At 57.1% G+C, this 26,437-nt stretch carries 23 protein-coding genes; 6 read left to right on the top strand and 17 right to left on the bottom strand.

The window, feature by feature from the left end:
* Positions 1–18: 18 nt before the first annotated feature.
* The 3 genes from plsX to AVCG78_RS04235 form a co-directional block, all read right to left on the bottom strand.
* Positions 19–1,086, bottom strand: a complete 1,068-nt coding sequence (gene plsX / locus AVCG78_RS04245) for a phosphate acyltransferase PlsX (protein WP_071204643.1) — start codon at positions 1,084–1,086, stop codon at positions 19–21.
* 110 nt (positions 1,087–1,196) lie between these two features.
* Positions 1,197–1,760: a YceD family protein gene (locus tag AVCG78_RS04240; protein WP_015915589.1), complete on the bottom strand. Its 564-nt coding sequence runs from the start codon at positions 1,758–1,760 to the stop codon at positions 1,197–1,199.
* The gene (locus tag AVCG78_RS04235) at positions 1,757–2,311 is read right to left on the bottom strand and encodes a ubiquinol-cytochrome C chaperone family protein (protein WP_071204644.1); all 555 of its coding nucleotides are present in this window, start codon (positions 2,309–2,311) and stop codon (positions 1,757–1,759) included. Before AVCG78_RS04235 ends, AVCG78_RS04240 begins: the two co-directional genes overlap by 4 nt.
* Positions 2,312–2,642: 331 nt before the next feature.
* Between AVCG78_RS04235 and AVCG78_RS04230 the strand changes: the two genes are divergently transcribed.
* The gene (locus AVCG78_RS04230; protein ID WP_234626767.1) at positions 2,643–3,152 is read left to right on the top strand and encodes an outer membrane protein assembly factor BamE; all 510 of its coding nucleotides are present in this window, start codon (positions 2,643–2,645) and stop codon (positions 3,150–3,152) included.
* Positions 3,153–3,230: 78 nt separating this feature from the next.
* Here the strand turns inward: AVCG78_RS04230 and AVCG78_RS04225 are convergent, their stop codons facing one another.
* From AVCG78_RS04225 to ribH, 4 genes are all read right to left on the bottom strand, one after another.
* On the bottom strand, positions 3,231–5,369 hold the full coding sequence (locus AVCG78_RS04225) for a sodium-translocating pyrophosphatase (protein WP_071585295.1): 2,139 nt from the start codon (positions 5,367–5,369) through the stop codon (positions 3,231–3,233).
* A gap of 339 nt (positions 5,370–5,708) precedes the next feature.
* The gene (locus tag AVCG78_RS04220) at positions 5,709–6,935 is read right to left on the bottom strand and encodes an MFS transporter (protein WP_071585296.1); all 1,227 of its coding nucleotides are present in this window, start codon (positions 6,933–6,935) and stop codon (positions 5,709–5,711) included.
* A 26-nt stretch (positions 6,936–6,961) separates the two neighbouring features.
* Complete coding sequence (nusB, locus tag AVCG78_RS04215) at positions 6,962–7,444, bottom strand: transcription antitermination factor NusB (protein ID WP_015915584.1); 483 nt, start codon at positions 7,442–7,444, stop codon at positions 6,962–6,964.
* Between the two features lie 4 nt (positions 7,445–7,448).
* On the bottom strand, positions 7,449–7,907 hold the full coding sequence (ribH, locus tag AVCG78_RS04210) for a 6,7-dimethyl-8-ribityllumazine synthase (protein ID WP_015915583.1): 459 nt from the start codon (positions 7,905–7,907) through the stop codon (positions 7,449–7,451).
* A 530-nt stretch (positions 7,908–8,437) separates the two neighbouring features.
* On the opposite strand from ribH, the gene AVCG78_RS04205 reads away from it, so the two are divergent.
* The gene (locus AVCG78_RS04205; protein WP_071204647.1) at positions 8,438–8,815 is read left to right on the top strand and encodes a hypothetical protein; all 378 of its coding nucleotides are present in this window, start codon (positions 8,438–8,440) and stop codon (positions 8,813–8,815) included.
* A 61-nt stretch (positions 8,816–8,876) separates the two neighbouring features.
* On the opposite strand, the gene AVCG78_RS04200 is transcribed toward AVCG78_RS04205, so the two are convergent.
* The 7 genes from AVCG78_RS04200 to AVCG78_RS04170 form a co-directional block, all read right to left on the bottom strand.
* On the bottom strand, positions 8,877–9,488 hold the full coding sequence (locus AVCG78_RS04200; protein ID WP_071204648.1) for a riboflavin synthase: 612 nt from the start codon (positions 9,486–9,488) through the stop codon (positions 8,877–8,879).
* Positions 9,488–10,588, bottom strand: coding sequence for a bifunctional diaminohydroxyphosphoribosylaminopyrimidine deaminase/5-amino-6-(5-phosphoribosylamino)uracil reductase RibD (gene ribD / locus AVCG78_RS04195; RefSeq protein WP_071204649.1), 1,101 nt, complete (start codon positions 10,586–10,588; stop codon positions 9,488–9,490). Before ribD ends, AVCG78_RS04200 begins: the two co-directional genes overlap by 1 nt.
* A gap of 2 nt (positions 10,589–10,590) precedes the next feature.
* The gene (gene nrdR / locus AVCG78_RS04190) at positions 10,591–11,067 is read right to left on the bottom strand and encodes a transcriptional regulator NrdR (RefSeq protein WP_015915579.1); all 477 of its coding nucleotides are present in this window, start codon (positions 11,065–11,067) and stop codon (positions 10,591–10,593) included.
* 9 nt (positions 11,068–11,076) lie between these two features.
* Positions 11,077–12,366 (bottom strand): serine hydroxymethyltransferase, encoded by a 1,290-nt coding sequence (gene glyA, locus AVCG78_RS04185; protein WP_060715809.1) that lies wholly within the window; start codon positions 12,364–12,366, stop codon positions 11,077–11,079.
* Positions 12,367–12,568: 202 nt separating this feature from the next.
* The gene (locus tag AVCG78_RS04180) at positions 12,569–13,894 is read right to left on the bottom strand and encodes a L,D-transpeptidase family protein (protein ID WP_041696415.1); all 1,326 of its coding nucleotides are present in this window, start codon (positions 13,892–13,894) and stop codon (positions 12,569–12,571) included.
* Between the two features lie 416 nt (positions 13,895–14,310).
* Positions 14,311–14,823 carry a transcriptional regulator LdtR gene (ldtR, locus tag AVCG78_RS04175; RefSeq protein ID WP_015915576.1) on the bottom strand — a complete coding sequence of 171 codons (513 nt, stop codon included), beginning with the start codon at positions 14,821–14,823 and terminating at the stop codon, positions 14,311–14,313.
* Positions 14,824–14,971: 148 nt separating this feature from the next.
* Entirely contained in the window at positions 14,972–15,391 is a 420-nt protein-coding gene (locus AVCG78_RS04170; protein WP_071204650.1) for a DUF6163 family protein, read from the bottom strand.
* Positions 15,392–15,600: 209 nt separating this feature from the next.
* Here AVCG78_RS04170 and hemB point away from each other — a divergent pair, with 209 nt between their 5' ends.
* The 3 genes from hemB to AVCG78_RS04155 all read left to right on the top strand — a co-directional run bounded on the left by hemB (position 15,601) and on the right by AVCG78_RS04155 (position 18,293).
* Positions 15,601–16,614, top strand: coding sequence for a porphobilinogen synthase (hemB, locus tag AVCG78_RS04165; protein WP_071204651.1), 1,014 nt, complete (start codon positions 15,601–15,603; stop codon positions 16,612–16,614).
* 122 nt (positions 16,615–16,736) lie between these two features.
* Positions 16,737–17,195 (top strand): RDD family protein, encoded by a 459-nt coding sequence (locus tag AVCG78_RS04160; RefSeq protein ID WP_060715813.1) that lies wholly within the window; start codon positions 16,737–16,739, stop codon positions 17,193–17,195.
* A 336-nt stretch (positions 17,196–17,531) separates the two neighbouring features.
* Positions 17,532–18,293, top strand: coding sequence for an arginyltransferase (locus tag AVCG78_RS04155; RefSeq protein WP_071585297.1), 762 nt, complete (start codon positions 17,532–17,534; stop codon positions 18,291–18,293).
* Positions 18,294–18,374: 81 nt separating this feature from the next.
* Here the strand turns inward: AVCG78_RS04155 and AVCG78_RS04150 are convergent, their stop codons facing one another.
* Both AVCG78_RS04150 and AVCG78_RS04145 read right to left on the bottom strand, forming a co-directional pair.
* The gene (locus tag AVCG78_RS04150; protein ID WP_071204653.1) at positions 18,375–20,159 is read right to left on the bottom strand and encodes a sensor domain-containing phosphodiesterase; all 1,785 of its coding nucleotides are present in this window, start codon (positions 20,157–20,159) and stop codon (positions 18,375–18,377) included.
* Positions 20,160–20,628: 469 nt separating this feature from the next.
* Positions 20,629–21,675 carry a class I SAM-dependent methyltransferase gene (locus AVCG78_RS04145; RefSeq protein WP_071204654.1) on the bottom strand — a complete coding sequence of 349 codons (1,047 nt, stop codon included), beginning with the start codon at positions 21,673–21,675 and terminating at the stop codon, positions 20,629–20,631.
* 318 nt (positions 21,676–21,993) lie between these two features.
* Here AVCG78_RS04145 and AVCG78_RS04140 point away from each other — a divergent pair, with 318 nt between their 5' ends.
* A complete protein-coding gene (locus AVCG78_RS04140) occupies positions 21,994–24,018 on the top strand; it encodes a putative bifunctional diguanylate cyclase/phosphodiesterase (protein ID WP_071204655.1) in 2,025 nt (674 codons plus the stop codon).
* A 108-nt stretch (positions 24,019–24,126) separates the two neighbouring features.
* On the opposite strand, the gene parC is transcribed toward AVCG78_RS04140, so the two are convergent.
* Positions 24,127–26,403, bottom strand: a complete 2,277-nt coding sequence (gene parC, locus AVCG78_RS04135; protein ID WP_071585299.1) for a DNA topoisomerase IV subunit A — start codon at positions 26,401–26,403, stop codon at positions 24,127–24,129.
* Positions 26,404–26,437: the final 34 nt, after the last annotated feature.

Here is a 26,437-nt window from a genome sequence, read left to right as displayed (position 1 = left end):
TTATATTTATCCTGTCCTTCACGCTGCTTCCGGCCCGGCGCTGGAGGAACCAGCCCTGGACATCGATGGAAAGCGAGTGTGATAAAGTTTCAAATCATTTTCAATTTTCTGGGTCAAACCATTGCGCGCCATGTCATAGCCAACCTCGATGGCTGAACCGAAACCTTCCGCATCCGTACCGCCATGGCTCTTGATGACAATGCCGTTCAGACCGAGAAAGACGCCGCCATTCACCTTGCGCGGGTCCATCTTGTCCTTGAGCGCATCAAAGGCCCCCTTGGCGAAGAAATAGCCGATCTTCGACATCAGGCTGCGCGACATGGCTGCCCTCAGATAGGTTGCAATCTGGCGCGCCGTGCCTTCGGCAGCCTTCAAGGCGATATTGCCAGTGAAGCCTTCCGTGACGACGACATCGACCGTGCCCTTGCCGAGATCGTCTCCCTCGACGAAACCGGCATAGTTTAGGGTGTCCAGACCTGCCTCACGCAACATGCGGCCCGCTTCGCGCACTTCTTCCTGACCCTTGATTTCCTCGACGCCGACATTCAACAAGCCAATCGAAGGGCGATCAATCTGGAATAAAGCCCGGGCCATAGCACCGCCCATCACGGCGAAATCCAGCAGTTGTTGCGCATCGGCACCAATGGTAGCGCCAATATCGAGCACAATGCTTTCCCCCTTCAGGGTCGGCCAGATCCCGGCAATCGCCGGTCGCTCAACATTGGCCATGGTGCGCAGGCAGAACTTGGACATCGCCATCAGTGCGCCGGTATTACCGGCAGACACGACAACATCCGCCTCGCCTGTTTTGACGGCCTCAATCGAGCGCCACATGCTGGAGACATAGCGGCCACGCCGCAGCGCCTGGCTTGGCTTTTCGTCCATAGCGATTGCCACTTCGCAATCGTGGAAGACGGATTTTGCTTTCAATTTTGGATATTTGGCAAGAAAAGGCTCGCACTTTTCCCGCTGGCCAAACAGGATGAATGTAATCTCCGGATGGCGCTCCAGCGCCCGGGCGGCGCCCGGAATAACGACTTCGGGACCGAAATCGCCCCCCATGACGTCGAGAGAAATTTTGACCACGCGTCTTAATCCCTTCTTTTTCACCCCCAGGTGAAATTTTCGGCCAAAATACCGGTTTTGGTCTGGCGTACAACTTATTTGTGGTTCATCGTCAAGGCCCGACTGTCAATCTAGTCCTTTTTCCAGTCTTTAAGGGCGGCAAAGGGCGATGGGCGAATAATCTGCGCGCCTGTATCCTCGTTATGACCTGAAAACTCAACGCCCGGCTTGCGCGGATAGGGATCGATTGCCATGGCGGCAAACTCTGCGACCAGCGCGCCTGCATCGATCGTGTCACCGACAAAGGGTTCCGGCGCGTCCGGTCCATCCGGGTCCAGCACCATCTCGCCCTGCCCGTCCAGCACGATGCGGGCAAGCTTGGAACCCTCAGGCACGAAGACCTGCTCCACCTGTTCGCTAATCTGCGTCAGAACAGGCTCCAGCGTCACGACGCAGGCCTGCTCGATCTCGCCTTCCACCACGCCCTTGATGCGCACACCGTCGCGCTTCCAGCGGCTGATCTGAAGTTCAGCCTTCAGAGAACGGACAGCCAGCACTTTCCACAATTGCGCCAGGCCTTGACGCTCGGCGTCATCGGCCTCAAGGCGCACCCGCACGGCATTGGCGGAGACATGTCCGACCTTGACGTGATAGGAAAAAGGCGTGTTTGCCGGGGTCTGGCCTTGCGATTTCATCGATGAACCTGCTGCTCTGGAAGAGGAAATGCCAGCGATCCGGTGATCACGGCCTCTTCCGTCGTTTGTAAAAGATATGTTTCTGCTGTGATGGCCCACTGGGCCAAATCCGTCATGGCCGGACGAGCGGCTTCCGGCACGTCAGGATGGATATTGCGCCGAAAGCCGGCGGCAAGCGCACTTTCATCCTTCAAATCGAGTGCCTTGCCGTAGGTTTCAAGGCGGCCATAGAACATTCCCGCCAATTTTTTCATCCGTTTGGGTACGGTCTGGTCGCCAACCCCCAATTCCCGGATGGAATGATCGACATCCTGAAAAAACGCGTCGATGATTTCCTGCGCCACTTCCTGGCCGCTGCGCTCAGATTTCGCCGTGCGGCGCAGATAGAGAATCAGCACCAGCGACAGCATTTCAAAGCGGCCCATCACGGTATCAGGCACATCGAGCGCCTCGTAAAACAGCGGTACACGGGCGGCTTCCATCAGCACGGCATATTGGCGGTCGATAATCTGGCGGTTGTTCCGGCGGGTCTTGAACAGGGTAAAAATCATCGCAGCGCCTATTTTACGTGTTGCCGGCTATTCGTCCGATCCCTGGAGAAAGAGGCGCGACGGCCCGACCGATGTTGCATGATGGCTAAAGCTGGTTTACCGAAGCAGTCATGAATTGCAATGCCGTTTTACCGGACCGGCCCTGCCGATGGCAATCGCATCGGGCAAAGCGGGTTGGAGCTTGAAACATATCGTTGCTCCGTCTTTTCGGTTTCCCCGGAAAGGCCACAATGATATGGGCAAGACGCAAGCGGATAAGCACAAGAAGCGACTGGCGCAAGAAATGGCTGGCGCAAGAACGAACCTGGCCTGCAGGCGGGCAGAAGAGAGCATGATGGGAGATGCATCATTGAAGAGACGGTATTTCCGGCCCGACGCCAGGGCAATCGGCCTGGCCGCGATGACTTTGCTGATCGCAACCGGCGGCTTGACCGGCTGCACGACCGGCGAAGTTTTCCATAACGGCTATATTGTGGACCCGAAAGCGCTCGATCTGGTGCCGGTCGGTGCCAGCCGCGAACAGGTCCTGCTATCGCTCGGCACGCCGTCGACCACGGCGACCTTCGATGGCGAGGTATTCTATTATATCTCCCAGACCCGTAAGCGCCCCGTGGCCTTCATGAAGCAGCAGCTGGTCGATCAGCAGGTCTTGGCGATTTACTTCGACAAGAACGGCACGGTCGTACAGCGCGCCAACTACAGCATGAAGGACGGCAAGGTCTTCGATATGGTCTCGCGCACCACGCCAACCGGCGGCAAGGACCTCAGCTTCCTGCAACAGATTCTGTCGGGCGGCAACGGCGCTGCCAACAGCGTCAAGAACATGCTCGGCTTCCAATAAGCAGAGCCTCGATATCAAACAAAAACCCGCGGCCTCACGGTCGCGGGTTTTTCTATGTCTATGTTGGATCAGACACCCTCAACCGGCAAGAATAGCCAGCAGCAACAGGGCGACGATATTGGTGATCTTGATGGCCGGATTGACGGCCGGGCCTGCCGTATCCTTGTAGGGATCACCAACCGTATCGCCGGTGACGGACGCCTTATGGGCGTCTGACCCTTTCAGATGCGTTGTCCCATCCTTGTCAACAAAACCATCCTCGAAGCTCTTCTTGGCATTGTCCCAGGCGCCGCCGCCCGATGTCATGGAAATTGCCACGAACAGGCCGTTGACGATCACACCCAGCAAGGAGGCACCCAGCGCCGCAAAGGCCGAGGCCTTGGAACCGGAGACCAGCAGCACGCCGAAATAGACGACAATGGGCGCCAGCACCGGCAATAACGACGGCACGATCATCTCCCGGATTGCCGCCTTGGTGAGAATATCCACGGCGCGGCCATAATCCGGTTTCTCGGTGCCCTGCATGATGCCGGGCTTGTCACGGAACTGGCGACGCACTTCCTCAACGATGGAGCCAGCGGCCCGGCCCACCGCCGTCATGGCGATACCGCCAAACAGATAGGGAATGAGACCGCCGAAGATCAGCCCCGCCGCCACGTAAGGATTGGAGAGGCTGAAGGAAATGTCGCCGATCCCGGCGAAATAGGGGTATTGATCGCCATTGGCGGCGAAATATTGCAGGTCATTGGAATAGGCGGCAAACAGCACCAATGCGCCCAGCCCGGCTGAGCCGATGGCATAGCCCTTGGTGACGGCCTTGGTGGTATTGCCGACGGCGTCCAGCGCATCGGTCACTTTGCGAACCTCCGGCGGCAGATGCGCCATTTCGGCGATGCCACCGGCATTGTCGGTGACGGGGCCGAAGGCGTCGAGCGCAACGATCATCCCCGCCAGCCCCAGCATGGTGGTGACGGCGATGGCCGTGCCAAACAGACCGGCTAGCTGATAGGTGGAGATGATGCCGCCGATAATCACCAGCGCCGGCAGCGCGGTTGACTCAAGGGAAACCGCCAGCCCCTGGATAACGTTGGTGCCGTGACCGGTCACCGACGCCTGGGCGATGGAATTGACCGGGCGTTTGTTGGTTCCGGTATAGTATTCGGTGATGACAACGATCAGCGCGGTCACGACCAGGCCGAGAATACCGCAGATGAATAGGTTGATCCCGGTAATAGCCTGACCCGCAACGCTGCCAATCGTACCCCAACCGATGGTGAGCTGGGTGGCCACGGCCAGACCGATGATCGAGAGCAATCCGGTGACGATCAGGCCTTTGTAGAGCGCGCCCATGATCGAGCCGTTAACGCCGAGCTTGACGAAAAACGTACCGGCAATCGAGGTCAATATGCAGGTGCCGCAAATCGCCAGCGGATAGATCATGGCGCTTTCCAGTATCGCGCTGCCTGCGAAGAAAATCGCCGCCAGCACCATGGTGGCGACCACGGAGACCGCATAGGTCTCAAACAGGTCGGCGGCCATGCCGGCGCAATCGCCGACATTATCGCCGACATTATCGGCAATGGTGGCCGGGTTGCGCGGATCGTCCTCCGGAATGCCCGCCTCGACCTTGCCGACCAGATCGCCGCCGACATCAGCGCCCTTGGTAAAGATACCGCCGCCAAGCCGTGCAAAAATTGAGATCAGCGAAGCGCCGAAGCCGAGCGCCACCAGCGCATCGATCACATCGCGCGAGCCGCTGGCATGGCCAAGACCATAGGTCAGGACGCAATAATAGACGGAGACGCCGAGAAGAGCGAGACCTGCCACCAACATGCCGGTAATAGCTCCGGATTTGAAGGCAATGTCGAGACCGGCGGCCAAGCTCTGGGCCGAGGCCTGCGCGGTGCGGACATTGGCGCGCACCGACACATGCATGCCGATAAAGCCCGCTGCACCGGAGAGAACCGCACCGATCAGAAAGCCGATGGCGGCCTCTCCCGACAGCAAGTACCAGACGCCTGCAAACACCACGGCGCCGACGATAGCGATGGTCAGATATTGCCGGGCCAGATAGGCCTGCGCCCCTTCGCGGATATAGCCGGCGATTTCCTGCATACGCGGCGTGCCCTGGTCAGCAGCCAATACCGCCTGCGTTGCCCAGACCGCATAGGCCACGGAAATCAAGCCACATAGAATTACGCCTAACAGAACTGCCATTCCAACGCCTCCCTGTTGGACACCGCCCTCTCCTCCAAGGACGTTGCCTGTTTCTAACAGTCTATCCAATAATCGCCGCTGGCCGGCTGCAAATGGCAATTTCTGCGCTTCCGGTACTCACGTACTTTAAGTACGCTCCGTTCCGGTTCTCAAAATCACCATTTTCGCCAGGCCAGCAGCAATTCTTGAACAAACTGTAAGGCAGAGTGCGCTTCTCCCGCTGCAAAGGTCAAGAGTATGCAACCGGATTTCAAAGCGCCCTGCCATGCCTGAACGCAATCAACAACCGTCGGGAAATGTTCCGCCGTGAAGGGCCGTGTTTGAGGGTATCAGGAGCCGTCAGGCCTTGGCACGACGCTCGGCAAGCAATTGCAGCGCAATCAGCACGAGGCAAAGCACGGTCACCGGCCAGATCACCAGGTTCATCACCGACCAGCCATAGGCGGTAAACACCTTGCCGGAAGAAAAGGACGAGAGGGCGACCGTGCTGAACAGGATGATGTCGTGGAAACCCTGGACCTTGTCAGCTTCCTGTGGCCGATAGGAGGAGGCAACAATGGCTGTCGCGCCGATGAAACCGAAATTCCAGCCGATGCCGAGCAGCACCAGCGCGCCCCAGAAATTCCACAGCTCAACGCCCATATGCGCGACAACGGCGCAGCCCATCAGGATCAGCAGACCGGCGGCAACGATCTTTTCCGCCCCGAACCGGCGGATCAGCCTTCCGGTGAAGAAGCTTGGCGCGAACATGGCGATGACATGCCATTGAATGCCGAGTGTTGCCTGATCGGAGGTAAAGCCGCAGCCGATCACCATGGCGAGCGGCGCGCCGGTCATCATGAAGGTCATCAGCGCATAGGTGCAGATGCCGCAGATCATCCCGGTGATGAAACGTTGCGTCAGTACGATCTCGCGCAGCGAGCGAGCGGGCTTGGCGCTGTCATCGTGGTGGCCTAGCGGCTGCCCCAGATGAACGAAGCTGAGAATGGCAATGGCCAGCAGCATCAACGGCGCCAGCGCCAGGAATGCACCGGCAAACAGCACAGGCTCGAACAGATCTTTCAGCCAGATCGCCAGTTGTGGACCAAGGATCGCCGAAACAATGCCGCCTGCGAGAATCCAGGAAATGGCCTCGCCCTTGAAATAGCTGGGCGAACTGTCGGCGGCGGCAAACCTAATCTTCTGGGTAAAGCCGCTAGACAGGCCGATCAGCAGCAGGCCGAAGGCAAACAGCCAGAAATCGATCTTAAACAGCGCCAGCGTCGCGACCAATCCGCCAATCGCCGCCGAACCAGCTCCCATGATGAATGCAGCCTTGCGGCCAAACAAGCGGGACGCAATGGCAATGGCCACTGCACCAAGTGCCACGCCAATGTTGAAGCCGGTGAGCGGCGCTGTCGCCAGCGATTTATCGGCGCCCAGCATTTGGTAACCGGCAAGCCCGCCCAGGGAAAAGGACAGGGGGGCAACAGAGCCCAGAACCGCCTGGGCAGCGGTCAGAATAGCAACGGTGCGCTTGGCACCTCGCAACTGATGTTCAAGGCCAGTGCTGCTTTCCACTGCCATGTCCCTGCCCCTCCCCCGAAGGGCTGTTACTTGACTGCGGGAACCCTGACCTGCTTGGCAATCCGGTCCAGCACCGCATTGACCAGCTTGGGCTCGTCTTCCTGGAAAAAGGCGTGGGCAATCTCGACATATTCCGTGACTATCACCGCAATGGGTACGTCCTTGCGCTCCAGCAATTCGAACGTGCCAGCGCGCAGAATGGCCCGCACCGTGCTGTCCACCCGGGCCAGCGACCAATCGTCCTGCAAGGCCTGACGGATCAGCGGATCGATCTTGGTCTGGTCGCGGACCACACCGGCCACGATGGAGCGGAACCAGGAGGCATCGGCCTTCAGATAGGTTTCGCCGTCGATTTCCTGACCGAGACGATGGGTCTCGTATTCAGCAACGACTTCGAGAACGCCGGTGCCGCCGATATCCATCTGGTATAGCGCCTGGACGGCGGCAAGCCTGGCGGCACCGCGCTGGTTGGCGGTCTTGACCGGCGGTTTGTTATTTTCGGTCGTCATCGGTTCAGCCACCAAATTTCTGCTTCAAGGCAATCATCGTCAGGGCGGCGCGAGCGGCAAAGCCACCCTTGTCCTTGTCCGTCCGCTTGACGCGGGCCCAGGCCTGTTCATCATTCTCTACCGTCAGGATGCCGTTGCCGATGGCAAGCGATTCGGACACGGAAAGATCCATAAGGGCGCGGGAGGATTCGTTGGCGACGATATCGAAGTGATAGGTCTCACCCCTGATAACCATGCCGAGAGCCACATAACCGTCATAGACCACGCCGCCATTGTCGGCGCCGTCGAGCGCCATCGAAATGGCCGCGGGGACTTCGAGCGCGCCCATGACGGTAACGATGTCATAGCTGGCGCCTGCCTCATCCAGCACCGCCTTGGCGCCGTCCAGCAGCGCATCGGCCATGTCGTCGTAGAAACGGGCCTCGACAATAAGAAGGTGCGGTGCGGAATACTGGTCAGACATAAGCGGTCACCCCGGAACGGATGGAGAAAATGGCAATGATTGGATGCGGGGTCAAACCATGCCCTACCCCGAATGGCAAGTGTTTTTCCGAAAAACCCGCCGAAATGCCGCTAAAGCCTGGCAATACCGCTCCCTTGGCCCGCCACCGCCAGCGCTATCGCACATTATTGTGACCAAGCCCGGAAAGCATCAGTTTTGCGCTGATAGGAGAGATTTTACTGACTCTTCGGTCATTGGATGGCACACCAATTATATAGCTTTAACAAAAGACGCCCTTCGTTAGCCCGCTGATAAATATCAGTAAACTTGTGAAAAACCCGACCAGAAAACCGGTAGCGGCAAGTGGTGGACGGCGACACTTTCGCCCGCGCTAAACATGGCGATTTGATGAAAATCAAGATGACGGATTTGTAACCCATCAAGGCAGTTTGCGGGCTGGAAATTGCCTTTGTTGCGACGCACATCAGTCATCACCGGCGAGCGTTTAAGACGAGATAAGCCGGGGGATAATTTGGATCAGGAGATTACCGATGAACCGTATCGGACATGTATTCAGTGCTTCCACCGTTGCCGCCATCTCTTTCGGTGGTGTATCCCAGGCCGCCGTTGAGATGGCCTCTGAAGATGGTCGGCCCCAATCCGTACAAGCCCCGCAATCCGTACAACCCGTTGTCGGCAAGCGACTGACAGTCGTGCCGCTGCGTGGCCTTCAAACATCCGACCCAGTGCGCCAGGCGCTGGATGCCCAGGACCCGCATTCCGCCCAGGCGCGCAAGTTGCAGGCCGCCATTATTGCCAATCCGAAACTGATGCGTCAGCTCGATGGCCAGGGCGTCGATGTCACGACCATCGTCGGCATGGTGACGGTCGATGACGGCAGCATCTCGGTGTTTACCGCCTCGGCTTGATGGATATGCGCGGAAGGAGCTGCCCGGCCCTTCCGCCCTTTCTCACAAAGCGCATAAGTCTTTATGCCTTAGGAAATTCCGCGAGCCTTGCCGCATAGCGTGCCATGGTATCGACTTCGAAATTGACGAAATCGCCGACCTGCCGGTCGCCCCAGGTGGTGACCTCAAGCGTGTGGCGGATGAGCAGGATGTCGAAGTCGCACCCCTCGACACCATTGACCGTCAGCGAGGTTCCGTCCAGCGCAACCGAGCCCTTTGGGGCGACGAAACGGGCCAGGTGCTCGGGTACGCGCAGAGTGAAACGGGTCGCATCGCCTTCGGCTTTGATCGCCAGGATCTCGGCCTTGCCATCGACATGGCCGGAGACGATATGCCCACCCAGCTCATCGCCGATTTTCAACGAGCGCTCCAGGTTGATCCGTGTGCCTTTTTGCCAGCTACCGATGGTGGTCAACCGCAGGGCTTCCTCCCAGGCTTCCACTTCAAACCACCGCGCATTGCTGCCCGCCTCTGGCAGACCGGTGACTGTCAGGCAGGTGCCGGAATGCGCGATGGAAGCGCCCATGTCGATTGTATCAGGATCATAGGCTGTGACGATGCGCAGCTTTACGCCTTCCTTCAGAGGCACGATGTCTTCCACGGTGCCGATATCGGTGACAATGCCTGTAAACATCAGAAATCCTGCTCATATTCATCGAAACGATCCGCGCCGAAGTTTACACTGCGCAGATGACGAAAATTCTCCGGTATATTGGCAGGCGTAAGCGGCGATGCAAGTCCACTACCGCCGATTTCATCTGGTCCCTGGTAAAGATGGATGCGATCCACCAGTCCCGCGTTCAGGAAGGCCTTTGCCGCAGCGGCCCCCCCTTCCACCAGCAGGGAAGACATCCCCTGCACAGCCAGTTGGCGCAGCAGATCGTCAAGATCGGCCACCGGCCAGACATCAACGCCCGCAGCCTGCAATGCCGTGCGGCTCGCCTCGAAACTTTCCGTGCAGGTAAAGGTGGAAGGCTCACCACACGCGCAAACCGTCGGCACGTGCCCCGCCGTTTGCACCAGTTTCGAACCGAGGGGCAGTTCCAGCCGCCGGTCGAGCACGATGCGCAGCGGCGAAAGATGGGTTTGTCCAGCCAGCCGCACCGTCAGATCTGGATCATCAGCCTTTGCCGTACCGATCCCGACCAGAATGGCATCACTCTCGGCGCGCAGCAATTGGACCTGGGTACGGGCCAATGGGCCGGTAATCGCCACCTGCCCCTCGCCCGCCCGGCCAATCATACCATCCCGCGACAGCGCCAGTTTCAGCGTCACATGCGGGCGCTGTTTCGTCTGGCGGGTCAGATAGGCAGCGAGCCCATAGCGCGCTTCACGCTCCAGCACGCCGGTTACCACCTCGATCCCCGCATCCGTCAGGATGGACAGGCCACGGCCTGAAACCCGCGGGTCCGGGTCGGTGACGGCAACCACAACCCGTGCCACGCCAGCCTCAACCAGCGCGTCAGCACAAGGCGGGGTCTTGCCATGATGGGAACAGGGTTCAAGCGTCACATAGGCCGTAGCGCCGCGGGCCTTTTCGCCGGCCACGGCAATGGCCTGACGCTCGGCATGCGGGCGTCCGCCAATCGCTGTGACAGCGGAGCCGACAATGGTTCCGTCGGCAACGATCACGCAACCGACCGACGGATTGGTCAGGGTTTGCCCCAGATGACTGCGACCGAGCCTAATCGCCGCTGCCATGAACCGCTGATCATCAGGCTGTTCGCACACCATGTTTACCCCGGTTCGTGATCCTGGGAAATCTTGGCGGTAATTTCAGAAATGACCTGTTCGAAATCCTCGGCATGGGAAAAATCGCGATAGACCGAGGCGTAACGCACAAAAGCCACGTCATCGAGGCTTTTCAGCGCTTCCAACACCTGCAGGCCGATCTGCTCGGAGGAAATTTCCGTCTCGCCGGAGCTTTCCAGCCGCCGCACGATACCGGAAACCGCCCGTTCGATCCGGTCCCGGTCGACGGGACGTTTGCGAAGGGCGATCTCGAAAGACCGCACCAGCTTGTTGCGATCGAAAGGCGCCTTACGACCCGTCTTTTTCAACACGGTCAGCTCGCGCAGTTGCACGCGCTCGAACGTGGTGAAGCGGCCGCCGCAATCCGGGCAGATCCTGCGCCGGCGGATGGCGCTATTGTCCTCCGCCGGGCGAGAATCCTTGACCTGAGTATCGTCCGAACCGCAAAACGGGCACCGCATCTCTTCGCCTTACAGGTAAGGATACATCGGGAAACGACCCGTCAGGCCAACGACCTTATCGCGCACGCTTGCCTCGACGGCGCTATTGCCCTCGTCGGAATTGGCAACCTTCAGACCGTCGAGAACCTCAACGATCAGATTACCGATTTCGATGAATTCAGCCTCCTTGAAGCCACGGGTCGTGCCAGCTGGCGTGCCAAGGCGAACACCAGACGTGACGAAGGGCTTTTCAGGATCGAACGGAATGCCGTTCTTGTTGCAGGTGACATAGGCGCGGCCAAGGGCTGCCTCGGCGCGCTTGCCGGTGGCGTTCTTCTTGCGCAGATCGACCAGCATCAAATGATTGTCGGTACCGCCGGAGACGATATCGAGGCCACCCTTGACCAGGGTTTCGGACAGGGCCTTGGCGTTTTTCACCACCTGAGCGGCATAATCCTGGAATTCCGGCTGCAAGGCCTCACCGAAGGCAACCGCCTTGGCGGCAATCACATGCATCAGCGGGCCGCCCTGAAGGCCAGGGAAGACAGCCGAATTGAATTTCTTGGCCAGATCCTCGTCATTGGTGAGGATCATGCCGCCACGGGGGCCACGCAGCGACTTGTGGGTCGTGGTGGTGGCGACGTGGCAATGCGGGAACGGCGACGGATGCTGGTTACCGGCAACCAGACCGGCGATATGGGCCATGTCAACCATCAGATAGGCGCCAACTTCGTCGGCGATCTCGCGGAAGCGCTTCCAGTCCCAGATCCGCGAATAGGCTGTCCCACCGGCGATGATCAGCTTGGGCTTGTGTTTGCGAGCCGATTCAGCCACCGCATCCATGTCCAGCAGATTGTCGTCCTGGCGCACACCGTAGGAGACGACGTTGAACCACTTGCCGGACATGTTGACCGGCGAACCGTGGGTCAGATGGCCCCCGGAATTCAGGTCGAGACCCATGAAGGTATCGCCCGGCTGCAACAGCGCCAGGAACACGGCTTGGTTCATCTGCGAACCGGAATTGGGCTGAACATTGGCAAAATTGACGCCAAACAGCTTCTTGGCGCGCTCGATGGCCAATTCCTCGGCAATATCGACGAACTGACAGCCGCCATAATAGCGCTTGCCCGGATAGCCCTCGGCATATTTGTTGGTCATGATCGAGCCTTGCGCTTCCAGCACGGCGCGCGAGACGATGTTTTCAGACGCAATCAGCTCGATTTCATGGCGTTGACGACCGAGCTCCTTTTCAATCGCACCAAAAATATCCGGATCGGTTTCGGCAAGCGGACGGGAAAAGAAAGCATCGGTATTGGCCATGATCGCAGTCTCCTGAAAGCGTTGATGCGTGCGCGTCTTAACGTCCTCGCGCCCCAAGAGCAAGACAACAGAGCGACATTTGCACGCCAATGCGCGGAAGAAGATGCTTGTTCTTGTATCACCCGGACTGCTGCCCGCGTAAAAACACAAAAGGCCGCGCAACTTGAGCGCGGCCCTTGATAAAAATGCCTGGTGCCAAGACTTACTGCGGCAAATTGTCGTCCTCAATCCGGCCCGGATTTTGCTCCACGCCAATGTTGGTTTGCAGCGCCAACTGGGCATCGCCATCACGCTTGTAGATATCGTCACGGAACTGCACGACATTGTCCTTGGCAGACCACGCCGTGATGTAAACGATATAGACGGGGACTTCCTGCGAAAGCTTGATCACATTGTTCTGGCGCGTGGAGATGACCCGCTCGATTTCCTGACGGTTCCAGCCGGGCGTATCCCTCAGCAACCATGTGATCAGATCACGGACGTTCTGGACGCGCATGCAGCCGGAGGATTCAAAGCGCATCAGTTTGTTGAACAGGCCCTGCTGCGGCGTATCGTGCAGATATTCATTGTTCGGATTGTGAAAATTGATCTTCGTCGAGGCCATGGCGTTGATCTTGCCAGGGTCCTGACGGAACATCAGGTTAGGCGCCTTGGGCGCATTCCAATCCACAGTCTCCGGGGCCACTTCCTGGCCTTTGCCATCGAAGAGACGGATATTGTTGCGCGTCAGATAGGTGGGGTCCTTGCGCATCAGCGGCACGATGTCCTTTTCGACGATCGAGCGCGGCGCAGTCCAGTAGGGATTCAGGATGACTTCATAGATCTTGGAATTGATGGAATGGGTCGGGCGGTCGATACGTCCAACAACGGCATTGGTGCGCAAGGCGACGCGATCATTTTCGACGGCCTCGATAGACATCGAGGGAATGTTGACCATGACATACCGGTTGCCCAGATCACCGGACATTGCCTGCAGGCGCACCAGATTGGTATTGAGCTGGTTGAGACGCACATCGGCAGAAATATTCATCGCTTTCAGCGTATATTCGCCAAGCGCACCATCTGTGGGTAGACCGTGACGAGCCTGAAAACGCTTCACGGCACCGTCAACATAGGTATCGAAAGAATTGGACATGCCCGCTTCCTGGCCAAGATCGCCTGAGATCATCAGGCGTTGGCGCAGTTGCTGAACGACTGGATCAATGGACCCGAGTTTCAATTTCACCGAGGGATTGACCTGCGGCCAACCGCCCTGGGCGACGATCTGCTGATAGGCGGAAATGGCCAATTGCAGGTTCGGCAGGTTGGTGGCGCTCAACATCGGCGAATTTGATGTCACAGAGGCGACCGCACGTGACGTTTGGGCATCGAACTGGTCGTCCCAATTGCCCCGCGAGCGAGCATTGATCAGCTCGTCGACGGCAGATTGCGCCATGGCGGTCCCGGCCAGCGTGGATGCTCCCACCAATGCCGCGCCTCTCAGCAACGCTCTGCGAGAGACCGAAACCAGTTTAATCTTGTCCGCCATAGTCTTCTATTTCCCTACCGATCCACCGATCCCGAAACGCTTTAGCCCATGGGAGATGATCATGTCCCATGAAGGCATTGTGCTTAATAAAGCCGGAGGCGTTCCGCAATCATTGTTTTCATCGCGGGAAACGTTTGCCGCTATCGCTTGTTCCAAAAGCCCTCTGCCCTAAAGAGTTTCTTTTGAACCCGGGCGAAGGCGAAGCTTCAGCGCGGGTCGAACAACCAGCTTATTCCACAGTCTGGCGGTCCCATATCAATATGGCCAAAGCTTGTCAGGCCCGATGCGCTCACAACACTGTGTTGAATAAGCATGCGCGCATCAAAACAAAGCGAGGCGATATCGACCTGCCGGGATTGAATGACCGTTACCGGTTTCCATCAAGGCAGCAAAGCCAGACATTGCAGCCGGTTGGCCTACATGCGATAGGCGATCGTGTCATTCCAGAAGCGATCGAGACGCTGCAACAACCTGTTCATCTGGTTGAATTCGTCTGGACCGATACCGCCGACTTTCTGGATGGAGCCGACGTGACGCTCATAGAGCTTGGCGACGGTTTCGGCGATATCCTGGCCTTCCGGTGTCAGGGAAATACGGACCGAACGACGGTCGACACGCGAGCGGGAATGATTGATGAAACCAAGGTCCACCAGCTTCTTGACGTTATAGGAAACGTTGGAGCCGAGGTAGTAGCCGCGAGACCGCAATTCACCAGCAGTCAGCTCGGAATTGCCAATGTTAAACAGCAGCAAAGCCTGAACAGCATTGACGTCGTTGCGGCCCTGACGGTCGAATTCGTCCTTGATGACGTCGAGCAGGCGGCGGTGCAAGCGCTCCACCAGATGCAGGGAATCAAGATAGAGAGAACGGATGGTCTGCTCTTCGTGATCGATAGCGGACACCTGCGGTTTGATCTTTGTCGTGGTCATATCGTCTGCCTCACTGTTTGGGTGGCGGCCTTGTTGGTTTCCAACCGCCTTGTGAGTGACAATATCGAATGCAGATAAAATTCTATTTAAAACGCAGGCTTAACAGAGGCTTACCATTCAGCCTGCTTGTATCAGGGTAAACCATTCCTTATGCCGCGGCGCGCCGGCGCTTTTGCAGCAGGATCGCCAGGCGGAAAGCGAGATAAACGACGGCGACAATCAGATGGAATGCGACGATCAGCGGATCGCGCCCGAAAATGCCCGGCCATACGGCATGCATCAGGATCTGGCCACTGGCGGCAATGACCCAAATGACCGGCCCCCAGGAGACCGTCATCCACAACCCGACCCCTGCCACCGGCAGCATCACGGCAAGCCCGCAGCTGGCAATGCGCCAAGGCACATTCATCAGGTCGAACCGCCCAAGGCCGTCACCTGCAAAGCCCACCAGAAGCCCCCAGAATTGCAAGCCCAGCCAAAGGCAGGCAAGCGCAACAACGCGCAGGAAGAGCACGAACAACAGGTCTACCAGGCTGGGCTTTGGCGTATGGACGACATCATCAATCATTGTGCGACGATATCGCATAATTGATCGGATCGGTATCGGCGACAGGTGAAATTTATGGGGAGACAAACAATCCGCAGACGGTTTTATTCGAGCATCGCTATGCCCGGGGGGGCCGGAGGTGGGGCCGGTCAGGTTGCCGCAGTGGGCAAACATCCCAGTGCATGATAAACGGCATCATAAGAGAGCAGGCCTGAAGACTGGAGACCGCGATGACCAACAAGACCCACCTCGTTGACGATATTACCGGCCACCGGCGCATGCGCCGCAACCGTAAGGCGGACTGGACGCGCAGGCTGGTACAGGAAAGCCGGTTGACAGTGGACGATCTGATCTGGCCGATCTTCCTCGTACCCGGCAGCGGCATCGTCGAGCCGATCGCCGCCATGCCGGGGGTCAACCGGATGAGTGTCGACAAGGCGGTCGAGGCGGTGAAGGAAGCTGCCGATCTCGGCATTCCGGCTATTGCCACCTTTCCGAACATCGAGATGAACCTGCGTGACCAGACGGGTTCCCATATCCTGGAAGCCAATAACCTGCTCAACCAGGCGACGGCGGCCATCAAGAAAGCCGTCGCCAACATCGGCGTGATTACCGATGTGGCGCTGGACCCGTTTACCAGCCATGGCCATGACGGTATTTTGCGCGGCGACGATATCGTCAATGACGAGACGGTCGATCAGGTGGTCAAAGCAGCCATCCTGCAAGCCGATGCTGGCTCCGACATTATCGCGCCATCCGAAATGATGGACGGGCGAATCGGCGCGATCCGCCGCGGGCTCGACGCCGCCGGTCACCAGTCGGTCGGCATCATGTCCTATGCGACGAAATTCTCCTCCGGCTATTACGGCCCCTATCGCGAGGCGATTTCCACCGCAGGCCTGCTGAAGGGCGACAAGAACAGCTATTACATCAGCCCGGCCAATGGCACCGAAGCAGTGCGGGACGCCGCCATGGATGTTGAGGAAGGGGCGGATATGCTGATGGTCAAGCCCGGCCTGCCCTATCTGGATATCTGCTGGCGTCTCAAGGAAGCCTTCAGCCTGCCGGTCTTTTCCTATCAGGTGTCAGGCGAATATGCGCAGATCAAGGCTGCGGGTCTGAATGGCTGGATTGATGAAGAGCGTGTAATGATGGAAACACTGCTCTGCTTCAAACGGGCCGGATGCGACGGCATTCTGAGTTATTTCGCCGTGGAAGCGGCAAAGCGGCTCGCCAGAAGCTGAGTTTTCGGCACTGCCATTTGCAGCACGCCAGCAGCGATTCCTGGCTAGACTGTAAAGATGTCAGGCAATTGTATTTCGGAGCGGGGCTTCCCATATCATCGTCATCGACCAAGGAGACGATCATGAGCTTCGATCCGAATATGACCACCGTGGCTCCGACCGACTGGCGCGCCTATAGCGGCGTGCTGTCGCGCCGGGTCTTTGCCTTCATTATCGACTATGTTCTGGTCGGGCTCCTGTGGGTTCCCGCAGCCGTTGTGGTGTTCTTCCTCGGCGTCATCACGCTTGGCCTCGGATGGCTCCTTTATCCCATTCTGTTTTTCATCGTCGCGGGCCTTTATTTCGGTCTGTCGCTGGCCGGACGCACTCAGGCGACACCTGGCATGCGAGCCATGGGAATTGCCATGATTCGCCTGGATGGCACCAAGATTGATTTCGTCACGGCCATTGCCCATCTGGCACTGTTCTGGATCCTCAATTCCGTGTTAACGCCACTGATCCTGCTGGCGGGACTGTTTACTGATCGTTCGCGATTGGTCCATGACTTGCTGCTCGGCACGGCTGCGCTTCGCGCTGGCTGAGTGAAAGTCGACATCCGCTAAAAATTATTAGTCGCGTTAGAAATGACTACAATTTCACGTTGAGCAACCAAATCGTGAAATGAAAGAGTTGACCTTTTGAAATCTTGAGCCATGCTAGACATGAACTTGAAGGTCATGGGCAATACCGGGAATCATTGAAAGTGACTTCTGGCATTGCACTTTCGAATATCTCAAGCGCTTGATGCATTTGAGATATTCGACATTCCTGCAAGGTGAGGATGCGTTAGCACCTTCGATGTCTTGGTGTAATGTGCATTCCCGGCCAATGAAGCAAGCGCGCTTTTCCGGGTGCCTGAGAGGACGCATAGACAAAGCATGAACACGCAGGCTGCTACGTCTCCGCAGTTTTATCTGACAGCACCCGCGCCCTGCCCTTATCTGGCGGGGGAAATGGAGCGGAAGGTCTTCACGCACCTTGTGGGACCACGCGCGCCGGAAATGAACGATCTTCTGACACAGGGCGGCTTTCGCCGATCGCAGAATATCGCCTACCGTCCAGCCTGCGAAACCTGCCGCGCCTGCATATCCGTGCGGATCGTCGCCCGAGAATTCCAGCCGAACCGGACCATGCGGCGTGTGGCGGGCGTCAACGCCGATCTCACCAGCAGCGTCTTTGCCGCCCAGCCTTCGACCGAACAATTCTCGCTGTTTCGCACCTATCTCGATCATCGCCACCAGCAGGGCGGCATGTCGGACATGTCGGCGCTCGATTTTGCAATCATGGTGGAAGACAGCCATGTCAAAACCAAGGTGATCGAATATCGCCTGCCGAAAGTGGACGAGGACAGCGACCGCCCCGGCGAACTGGTGGCCGTGGCGCTATCCGATATCCTCAGCGACGGATTGTCGATGGTCTATTCCTTCTTCAATCCGGCCATGGAAAAACGGTCTCTCGGCACATTCATGGTTCTCGACCATATCCGCCGTGCCAACGAGATGGGCCTACCCCATGTCTATCTGGGTTATTGGGTGAACGGCTCCCGCAAAATGGGATATAAAATTCGCTTCCTGCCGCAGGAACATCTGCTCAGCCAGGGCTGGACTCGTTATGAGCCAGAGAGCAGCGTCGAAGAGTAAACCGAAGCTCACTCTTCGTATTCCTTTGCGCTCGCCTCAAGAGGAGGATGCGTCATCCTCTTCGGGACTTGAACGAATGGATCAGGCGACCCGAGCCGCCTGATCGGCAGCCTCACGACGATGACGCAGCCATTCCGGCAGGATTTCCGCCGCCATGGGACGCGACAGCCAGAAGCCCTGGATCTCATCGCAACCCATCGCTTGCAGGAGATCGGCGGCCTCAAGCGTTTCGACGCCTTCCGCCACCACTTCATAGCCAAGACTGTGCGAAAGGTTGATCATCGATCGCACCAAGACGCGCTCGCGATTGCCTTTTGCCATATCCGCGACGAAAGAACGGTCGATTTTCACAACATCAGCAGGCAATTTCTGCATATACGCCAGGCTGCTATAGCCAGTGCCGAAGTCGTCGATCGCCAGCCGGACACCATGGGCGCTCAGCGCGTGCAGAAGGTCGAGTGACTTTTCGGTCTCCCTCATCATCGCCGTTTCCGTCAGTTCAAATTCAATCTGACCCGGCAGAACATCGTATTTCGCCAGCTTTTCCTTCAGCAGTTCCAGAAATTCCGGCTCATTCAGATTGAGAGCCGAAATATTGATCGACAATCGCATATCGATGCCTTGACCTCGCAGAACGGCCAGATGCGACAGCGCCTTGTCGATCACCCAGGCGCTCATGGCGCGTACCAGATCGGAGGCTTCGATAACTGGCACGAATTCGGCTGGTGAAATCGACCCCAGTTCAGGGTGGGTCCAGCGCAGCAACGCTTCGGCGCATTCCGCCTGACCGGTCTTCAAAGACAGCCTCGGCTGGAAAACCAGATGCAATTGATCCTGCGACGCCAGAGCGACAGGAAAATCCTGCAACAGGCGGAAGTTACGGCGATGCAGCAGGTCATGATCGTCGGAGAAAAAGGCAATGCCGGTTTCGCTGTCACGCGCGTCTTGAACCGCACTTTGCAGCGACCGCAGCACGTTTTCCGGCTCCATTGCGCCCGGATTGAACCAGGTCACCCCAAGCGAGGGTGTCATCGTCAAACGAAGATTGGCCACCTCACCGACATCGGACAGCAAGCTTTTCAGCATAGGAAGCAGGCTTTCGGATGTGACGTCCTCCGGCGGGATCAAGGCAAACTGCATCGCGCCAATGTGATAGGAGGCGGTATGATCACCTACCGCCCTCTGCAGGAACTGCGCCACGGAGCGGATGACACCATCCAGATGCGATGGGCCCATGACACGCGACAACCGGTCGAACTGCATGGTGCGCGCAAGATCGAGAACGCCGATCAACCGTTCCTTGCCCCCGCCGTGCTTGCCAATATCGGCAAGGTCGCTCAACAATTGGAAGCGATTGGGCAGACCGCTGGCGGCCTCGATACGGCCAACGGCATGCTGCATTTCTATCTGCGCCATGACCATGGCCGCCATATCGGACAACACAGCCATTTCCCTGTCGCCGACCGTGTGAGGTTCATTATCAAGAACGCAGAGCGCGCCCAGGGAATAACCATCCGTCGTCATCAGGGGCACACCGGCGTAGAACCGAACGCCAGCCTGACCGAGGGGACTATCGACATAAAAGGCGTCATTGTGAAAATCGTTGACGATCAGCGGCCGACAGGTTTCAGCGACTTCAGCGCAGGGCGCCTTGAACCGTGGAATTTGGTTATGCTCGATTCCCACTTTGGACTTGAACCACTGGCGATCGACATCTGTCAGCGACACCGCCGCGACCGGCAGTCCGAAAAATTCCGATACGATTCGCGTAATCCGGTCGAAGCTTTCGCTCGGCAGGGTATCGAGTATTTTCAGGTTGCGTAGGCTGGTCAGTCTTGCCAGTTCGCGCTCTTGATCCACAGTCATCGCCTTCTTAGTAGGGCTCGAAGCATCTGATTATCATGCCGAAAGCCGACCACACAGAAACGCGGTTCCGAAAGGCGCAGCCAGGCAAAAAACTCTTCCGGCTTGCGTATTGAGCACGGTTTGAAATCAAAAACGCTCGCGCACAGCCTTTGTTCCATATGGCGCAGAAGTGATTAAAACCAAGTGACGATATTAACTGCAAAAAGCTTGAATTTATCTATGGTTATAGCATCATGAATCATTGTTTTCATGCAAAACAAAACCCAGAATTCAGAAGAATTCTGGGTTTGGGGAACCACAACCAGTCATTTGGGAGATATGCTGGCTGCAAAATAACTGAAATCGATTTTCTTTAACGAGCCACGCACCTGAAATGCAACGCGCAGGCTAGTGTAATGCCTCGGAAATTCTGCGCAAATCCGCAAATATAATATATTCACGGATTTATACAGTAAACTCATAGTTAATTCTAGCCGATCTTGCGGATAAATCCGTAGACAATATTGCGGTTGGCGCCGAAACGGACCTGGGAATCGATATCGCCTTCAGGTGTGCTTGCATGAATAACGCGCCACATGTCCTGCTCGCTGCGCAGCAGCAGCGCCCAATTCATGAAGGTTTCCATATAGCCGTCGACGACAATATCTTCCGCAAAATTGGCGAACATAAAGACACCATTCGGCTTCAGCATGGAAAGGCACTTCTTCGTCAGCTTTACCGCGACCTTGTCGTTAAGGTAATCATAAAGGCCCGACGCATAGACGAAATCGAAAGTTCCAAGATCATGCTGATTGGTCAAGAGGCTACGGACTGATCCATCGATAGGCTCTATGCAGGTGTTTGCAAAATCCCGGCGGATGGAACCGACACTCACAGGGTCCTGATCCAGCGCGATCCAGCGCTTGATTCTGCCCTCTTTCAGAGCCACTGAGCGGTTGGCCTCGCGCAGATGGCCTGCAGCAATGGTCAGGATTTCAGCATCCGGCCCGCGTGACGTGGCAATTTCATCGACATGCTGGGTCAGGAGATCGCGGCGCTCCCGTACAGCGACAGATGACGACGCATCCTTGGTGTAATCATACAGCGCCAGCCCGAGAGGCGAAGCAGCGGCAATTTCATTCGCAACGCTTTCATGGCCGTAAATAAAGTCAAGTAATTGCGCATCCCCTGAATAGCCGCGCGGCTTGACGCAAGACCAGCGCGTGAAAGGATCCTCAAGAAAATACTTAGATACTTTATGATTTTGCGCCATCGGTATCAATGACTGCCATAAGGCAGGAGAAACCTTATTGCGGAGATTATGAAGCGCTCCAGCCATCATTGCAATGATAGCAGCGGGATCTCTACCGTGCTCAAATTGCTGATAGGCAATGTTGAGTGCCAGGGCCAATTCGGATTCCGCTAAAACCCGCTCACGATCATCGATTTTCTTGCCTTTTGGCGAAAAAACCTCTGCTGCAATTGCATCTGGAGTGACCAAGCTTTCGCCGTCTAAGACAGTTTCTATATACTGCATATCCGATCTACCTCTAATGTTTTATCGACAAAATTAAATGTTTGATAACTATAAAGTCTGATTCTAACTATTGCGACTGGCGATTTAGGCAATTTTCTATTAAGGTTAATAGATGAGAGCGCGTCATATTCAGCATGATACAGAAGTTTGACGCTTGTCTAAATTCCAATTAAATTTAAGGGTAATTGTGCGCTGTATTACATTAGCGATTCGGGTTTAAAATAAAAAGGTGTATCGTGCTGAGTGTGTGAATAGCGCGCATGAAGGAATAGCTTGCATTCCTATTCACGACGGTAAAACTCAGTGGAACAATCCAGCATGAAGCACCCCGGGTCGGACCCAATGAAAACCGGTCGGCGTGGCACCCCTGACAGAAAGCGAACTGCAGAAGTCGTGAAACTGTATCGAGACCAGACCGAATCCGAGCGCATTGCCGCAGCACGCCATGGCCTTTGGATCGCTGTGATCGTCTATCTAATGTTTTCAGGGATGGATTACATCCTCATTCCCGACGTTGCATCAACCTTGCTGATCAGCCGTCTTGCGGTTGGCGCTTTGTCTCTCGTCATTTTGGAAGCCCAGATCTTCATTGGCCCGAGAGCCAATATGATAGACTTGACCTGCGCCCTGGCGCTCATCATCGGTTATGGCGGCTGGCTTTTTCCGGCATCAATGACCGATTCGGTGGAGAATTTTCGCTATTACATGGTGTTTGGCGCGATTTTCATGATGGGTGCCAACCTATTTTTCGGCCTGTATTTCCTGTTGTCGATTATCACCTCTGCTTCAGTACTTGCCTTGTTTCTCTGGGTTGTTACGAGTGTCTTCGGTCGAGAAACGTCTTACATCATTGCTTTCGCTACGTTTTATGTCCTGTGCTTCGTCTTCACCAGCTATGTCAACTGGCGACTGAACAAGGAGCGCTACCATGTTTTCCTCAACGCGCTGGAGGCACGTAAGCAGCATCGGGAAGCGATCGAACGCGGCAAAGCGCTGCTGCGCCTTTCCAACACAGACTATCTGACCGGCGTTGAAAACCGGCGTGCCATCGACCAGCGATTGCGGGACAATTGGGCTGAATGGCAAAGTTCAGGAACCGGCTTTGCCGCAATTCTGGTCGACGTCGATTTTTTCAAGAAATACAACGACTATTACGGCCATCAGGCTGGCGACCACTGCCTGGTCCTGGTCGCCAATGCTCTGAAGACAGCCCTCCTGCCCTTCAATGCCTCCATTGGCCGTTATGGCGGCGAGGAATTTATCGTTCTGGCTCCAGCCGCTAGCCGTGACGATGTTGGGCTGCTGGCTGAGATGATTCGCAATACCGTGGAAAAAATGTCGCTGGTCCATGATCAGCGCAAGGATGGTATCAACGTCGTCACGGTCAGCGTCGGCGCGGCCTTTACACGCCCTCATTTCGGTCCACGGCTGGAAAAGATCATTACCGAGGCGGACCGGGCGCTCTATTCGGCAAAGGCCAATGGTCGTAATTGCGTGCGGCTGTTTGACCCGAACGACCCGCAAAGCAGCGACGATAGCGAACACATTGCCGCTTTGTTGCGGGTGGCTGTGGCCAATAACCTTGTTTCCCTCGTCTATCAGCCGATCCTCAACCTCACGACCGGCAAGATCGACGCTGCGGAAGCCCTGATGCGGCTGAAACTGCTAGATGGGACGCCTGTCACACCGTCGGTGTTCATTCCGATTGCCGAGCGCACGGGGTCCATCCTTGATCTCGGCCTGTGGACGCTACGCCAGGCCTGCACCGAAATCCTCGTTCCCGGCCACGCGCCGGTCGTTAGCATCAATGTCTCTCCTATTCAGTTGAAAACCCGCGGCTTTGCCGCCGCCGTCGCTGAAATCCTGATCGATACCGGCGTCGATGGGCAGCATGTCGCCTTCGAGATTACCGAAGGCATCAATATGGATCGTCAATCCGACATCCTGCGCTGCATCAAGGACCTTGAAAATATGGGCATCCGCATCTGGCTGGATGATTTCGGCACCGGTTTCGCCGGACTGTCCTGGCTGCGGCTCTTCAATTTCGACACCGTGAAGATCGACAGGTCCTTCCTTCACGACAGCGATACGCCGAAGGGACGCTCCATGCTGCGCGACATCATCGCGCTGGTCCGCAATCGTGGCCACCGCATTCTTGTCGAGGGCATCGAGACCGAGGAACAGCTGGAGTTGATGCGGCAGTTCGACATTGATCATGTACAGGGATTCTACATCGGCCGCCCGGCCACCCTGGATGTCTTCAAGTCCAAACCCCTGAACCATTTTAGCCAAACTGAGGCGGAAAGCACAGACGCGCCGCTGATTACCCATTTCATCAGCTAGGGCATTCAATATTTCTCGGAAATGCAGAAATACGCTACAGCCTGAGCCATTGGCAAAACAGAACCGGCGGCCCTGCCCACCGCATGGTGCGCAGGGCGAAACGGGCAATCAGCCGCTGAATTTGCCGCTGCGCGGGAAGCCCTTGGGAACCGTGCGTCCAGACCCGGCCCGATCGCCCAGCCATTCCAACAGTTCGTCCTTGCTGCGAGTGAAGCTCCGGCCCGCACTGTCTTCCCAGGAAAGCCCGTCTGCAAGGGTAAAGCACTTGATGTCGGATACACCGCCGTCCTTATAGCGTTGCAGGCGCACGCCCTTGCCGCGGCTCATTTCCGGGACCTGTGCCAGCGGGAATACCACCATTTTGCGATTTTCGCCGACCACAGCCACATGGTCGCCGGAAATCGGCACGACCAGCTTGGTTTCGTCAGGCATGCCGACATTCATCACCTGCTTACCCTTCCGGGTATTGGCGGTGATGTCGCTTTCCGCGACGATGAAGCCATTGCCGCCCGTCGAGGCGATCAGCAGCTTGCGGGCTGGATCGTGGACGAAAGCCGTCAGCACATCCTGATCGTTTTCCATATCGACCATGATGCGGATCGGCTCGCCATGGCCGCGCCCGCCGGGCAGCTTGTCGCCGCCAAGCGTATAGACCTTGCCACCGGTGGTCACCAGCAGGATCTTGTCTGTGGTCTGGGCCGGGAAGGCCACGCGCAGACCATCGCCTTCCTTGAAGGTCAGGCTGGCCTTGTCGTAGCTGTGGCCCTTCAGCGCCCGTATCCAGCCCTTTTCAGAGATGACGACGGTGATCGGCTCTTTCTCGATCATCGCCTGCTGAATGGCATCGACATCGGCATCCGGCGCATTGGCAAACAGCGTGCGGCGACGGCCAATGTCGGTCGCCTTGGCATATTTCTTCTTCACCTCACCGATTTCCGAGGCAATCGTTCCCCATTGCAAGTCGTCAGAGGCCAGCAATGTCTCGATCTCTGCCTTTTCCTTGGACAGAGCATCATGTTCCTTGCGGATCTCGAATTCCTCGAGTTTGCGCAAATTGCGCAACCGCATGTTCAAGATGGCTTCGGCCTGGTTGTCCGTCAGCTCGAAGCGGGCAATCAGTGCGTCCTTGGCCTCGTCTTCCTCGCGGATGATGCGGATCACCTCGTCGAGATTGAGATAGGCGATCAGCAAGCCGCCGAGAATTTCCAGCCGCCGGTCGATGGCCGCCAGACGGAAGCGCGACCGGCGCACCAACACGTCCTTGCGGTGATCCAGCCATTCCAGCAGCACCTCGTTCAGCGCCATCACCTTCGGTACTTTACCTTGGGAGAGGACGTTCATGTTCAAGGGAATGCGGCTTTCCAGCTCAGACAGCTTGAATAGCGATTCCATCAGGATGGTCGGATCGACGGTACGACTCTTCGGCACCAGCACAACGCGAACGTCTTCGGCTGACTCATCGCGAATGTCTTCCAGCAACGGCAGGCGCTTGGCGATCAGCAATTCGGCGATCTTTTCGATCAACCGTGATTTCTGCACCTGGAACGGGATCTGGGTAATGACGATCTGATAGCCGCCGCGCCCGAGGTCTTCCGTCTCCCATTTGGCCCGCACTCGGAAACCGCCGCGTCCGGTGCGGTAGGTTTCCAGCATGCTTTCGCGGCTTTCGATGACAATGCCACCGGTCGGGAAATCCGGTCCCTCGATGCCGCCGCGCTGCGGATGAGCCGGATCGGCAAACAGCTCTTCGACAGAAGCGCTACGGTTCTTGATCAGATAAAGCGCCGCATCACACAGCTCATGGGCATTGTGCGGCGGTATAGAGGTTGCCATGCCGACCGCGATGCCGGAGGCGCCATTGGCGAGCAGATTGGGGAAAGCGCCGGGCAACACGACCGGCTCGTCGTCTTCCTCGTTATAGGTCGGACGAAAATCCACCGCATCCTGCTCGATACCCTCAAGCAGAAGCCCGGCAACGTCGGTCATCCGTGCTTCGGTATATCGGTAGGCAGCCGCCGAATCGCCGTCGATATTGCCGAAATTGCCCTGACCATCGACAACGGGATAGCGCTGCGAAAAATCCTGAGCGAGCCGCACCAGCGCGTCATAGACCGACTGGTCGCCATGCGGGTGAAATTTACCGATGACATCGCCGACGATACGGGCGCATTTCTTGAAGGCGGAATTGGGCCTGATGCCCATTTCGCTCATCGCATGGATAATGCGCCGATGCACCGGCTTCAGCCCATCGCGCACGTCAGGCAGCGCCCGGTGCATGATGGTCGACAGCGCATAGGCCAGGTAGCGCTCTTCCAGCGCATATTTCAGATCGATCGGTGTGACGTTATCGCCACCGTCGCCAGGCGGTATAAGACTTTTTCCCATGCCCCTTGCGTAGCCGAGAACCCCTTGCACGGCA

The organism is Gillisella vitis (assembly GCF_021559775.1).
In the GTDB taxonomy this organism is placed as follows: Bacteria; Pseudomonadota; Alphaproteobacteria; order Rhizobiales; family Rhizobiaceae; genus Allorhizobium; species Allorhizobium ampelinum.
Note: the sequence above shows the minus strand (reverse complement) of the source record. Positions and strands in the feature narration are given on the sequence as shown.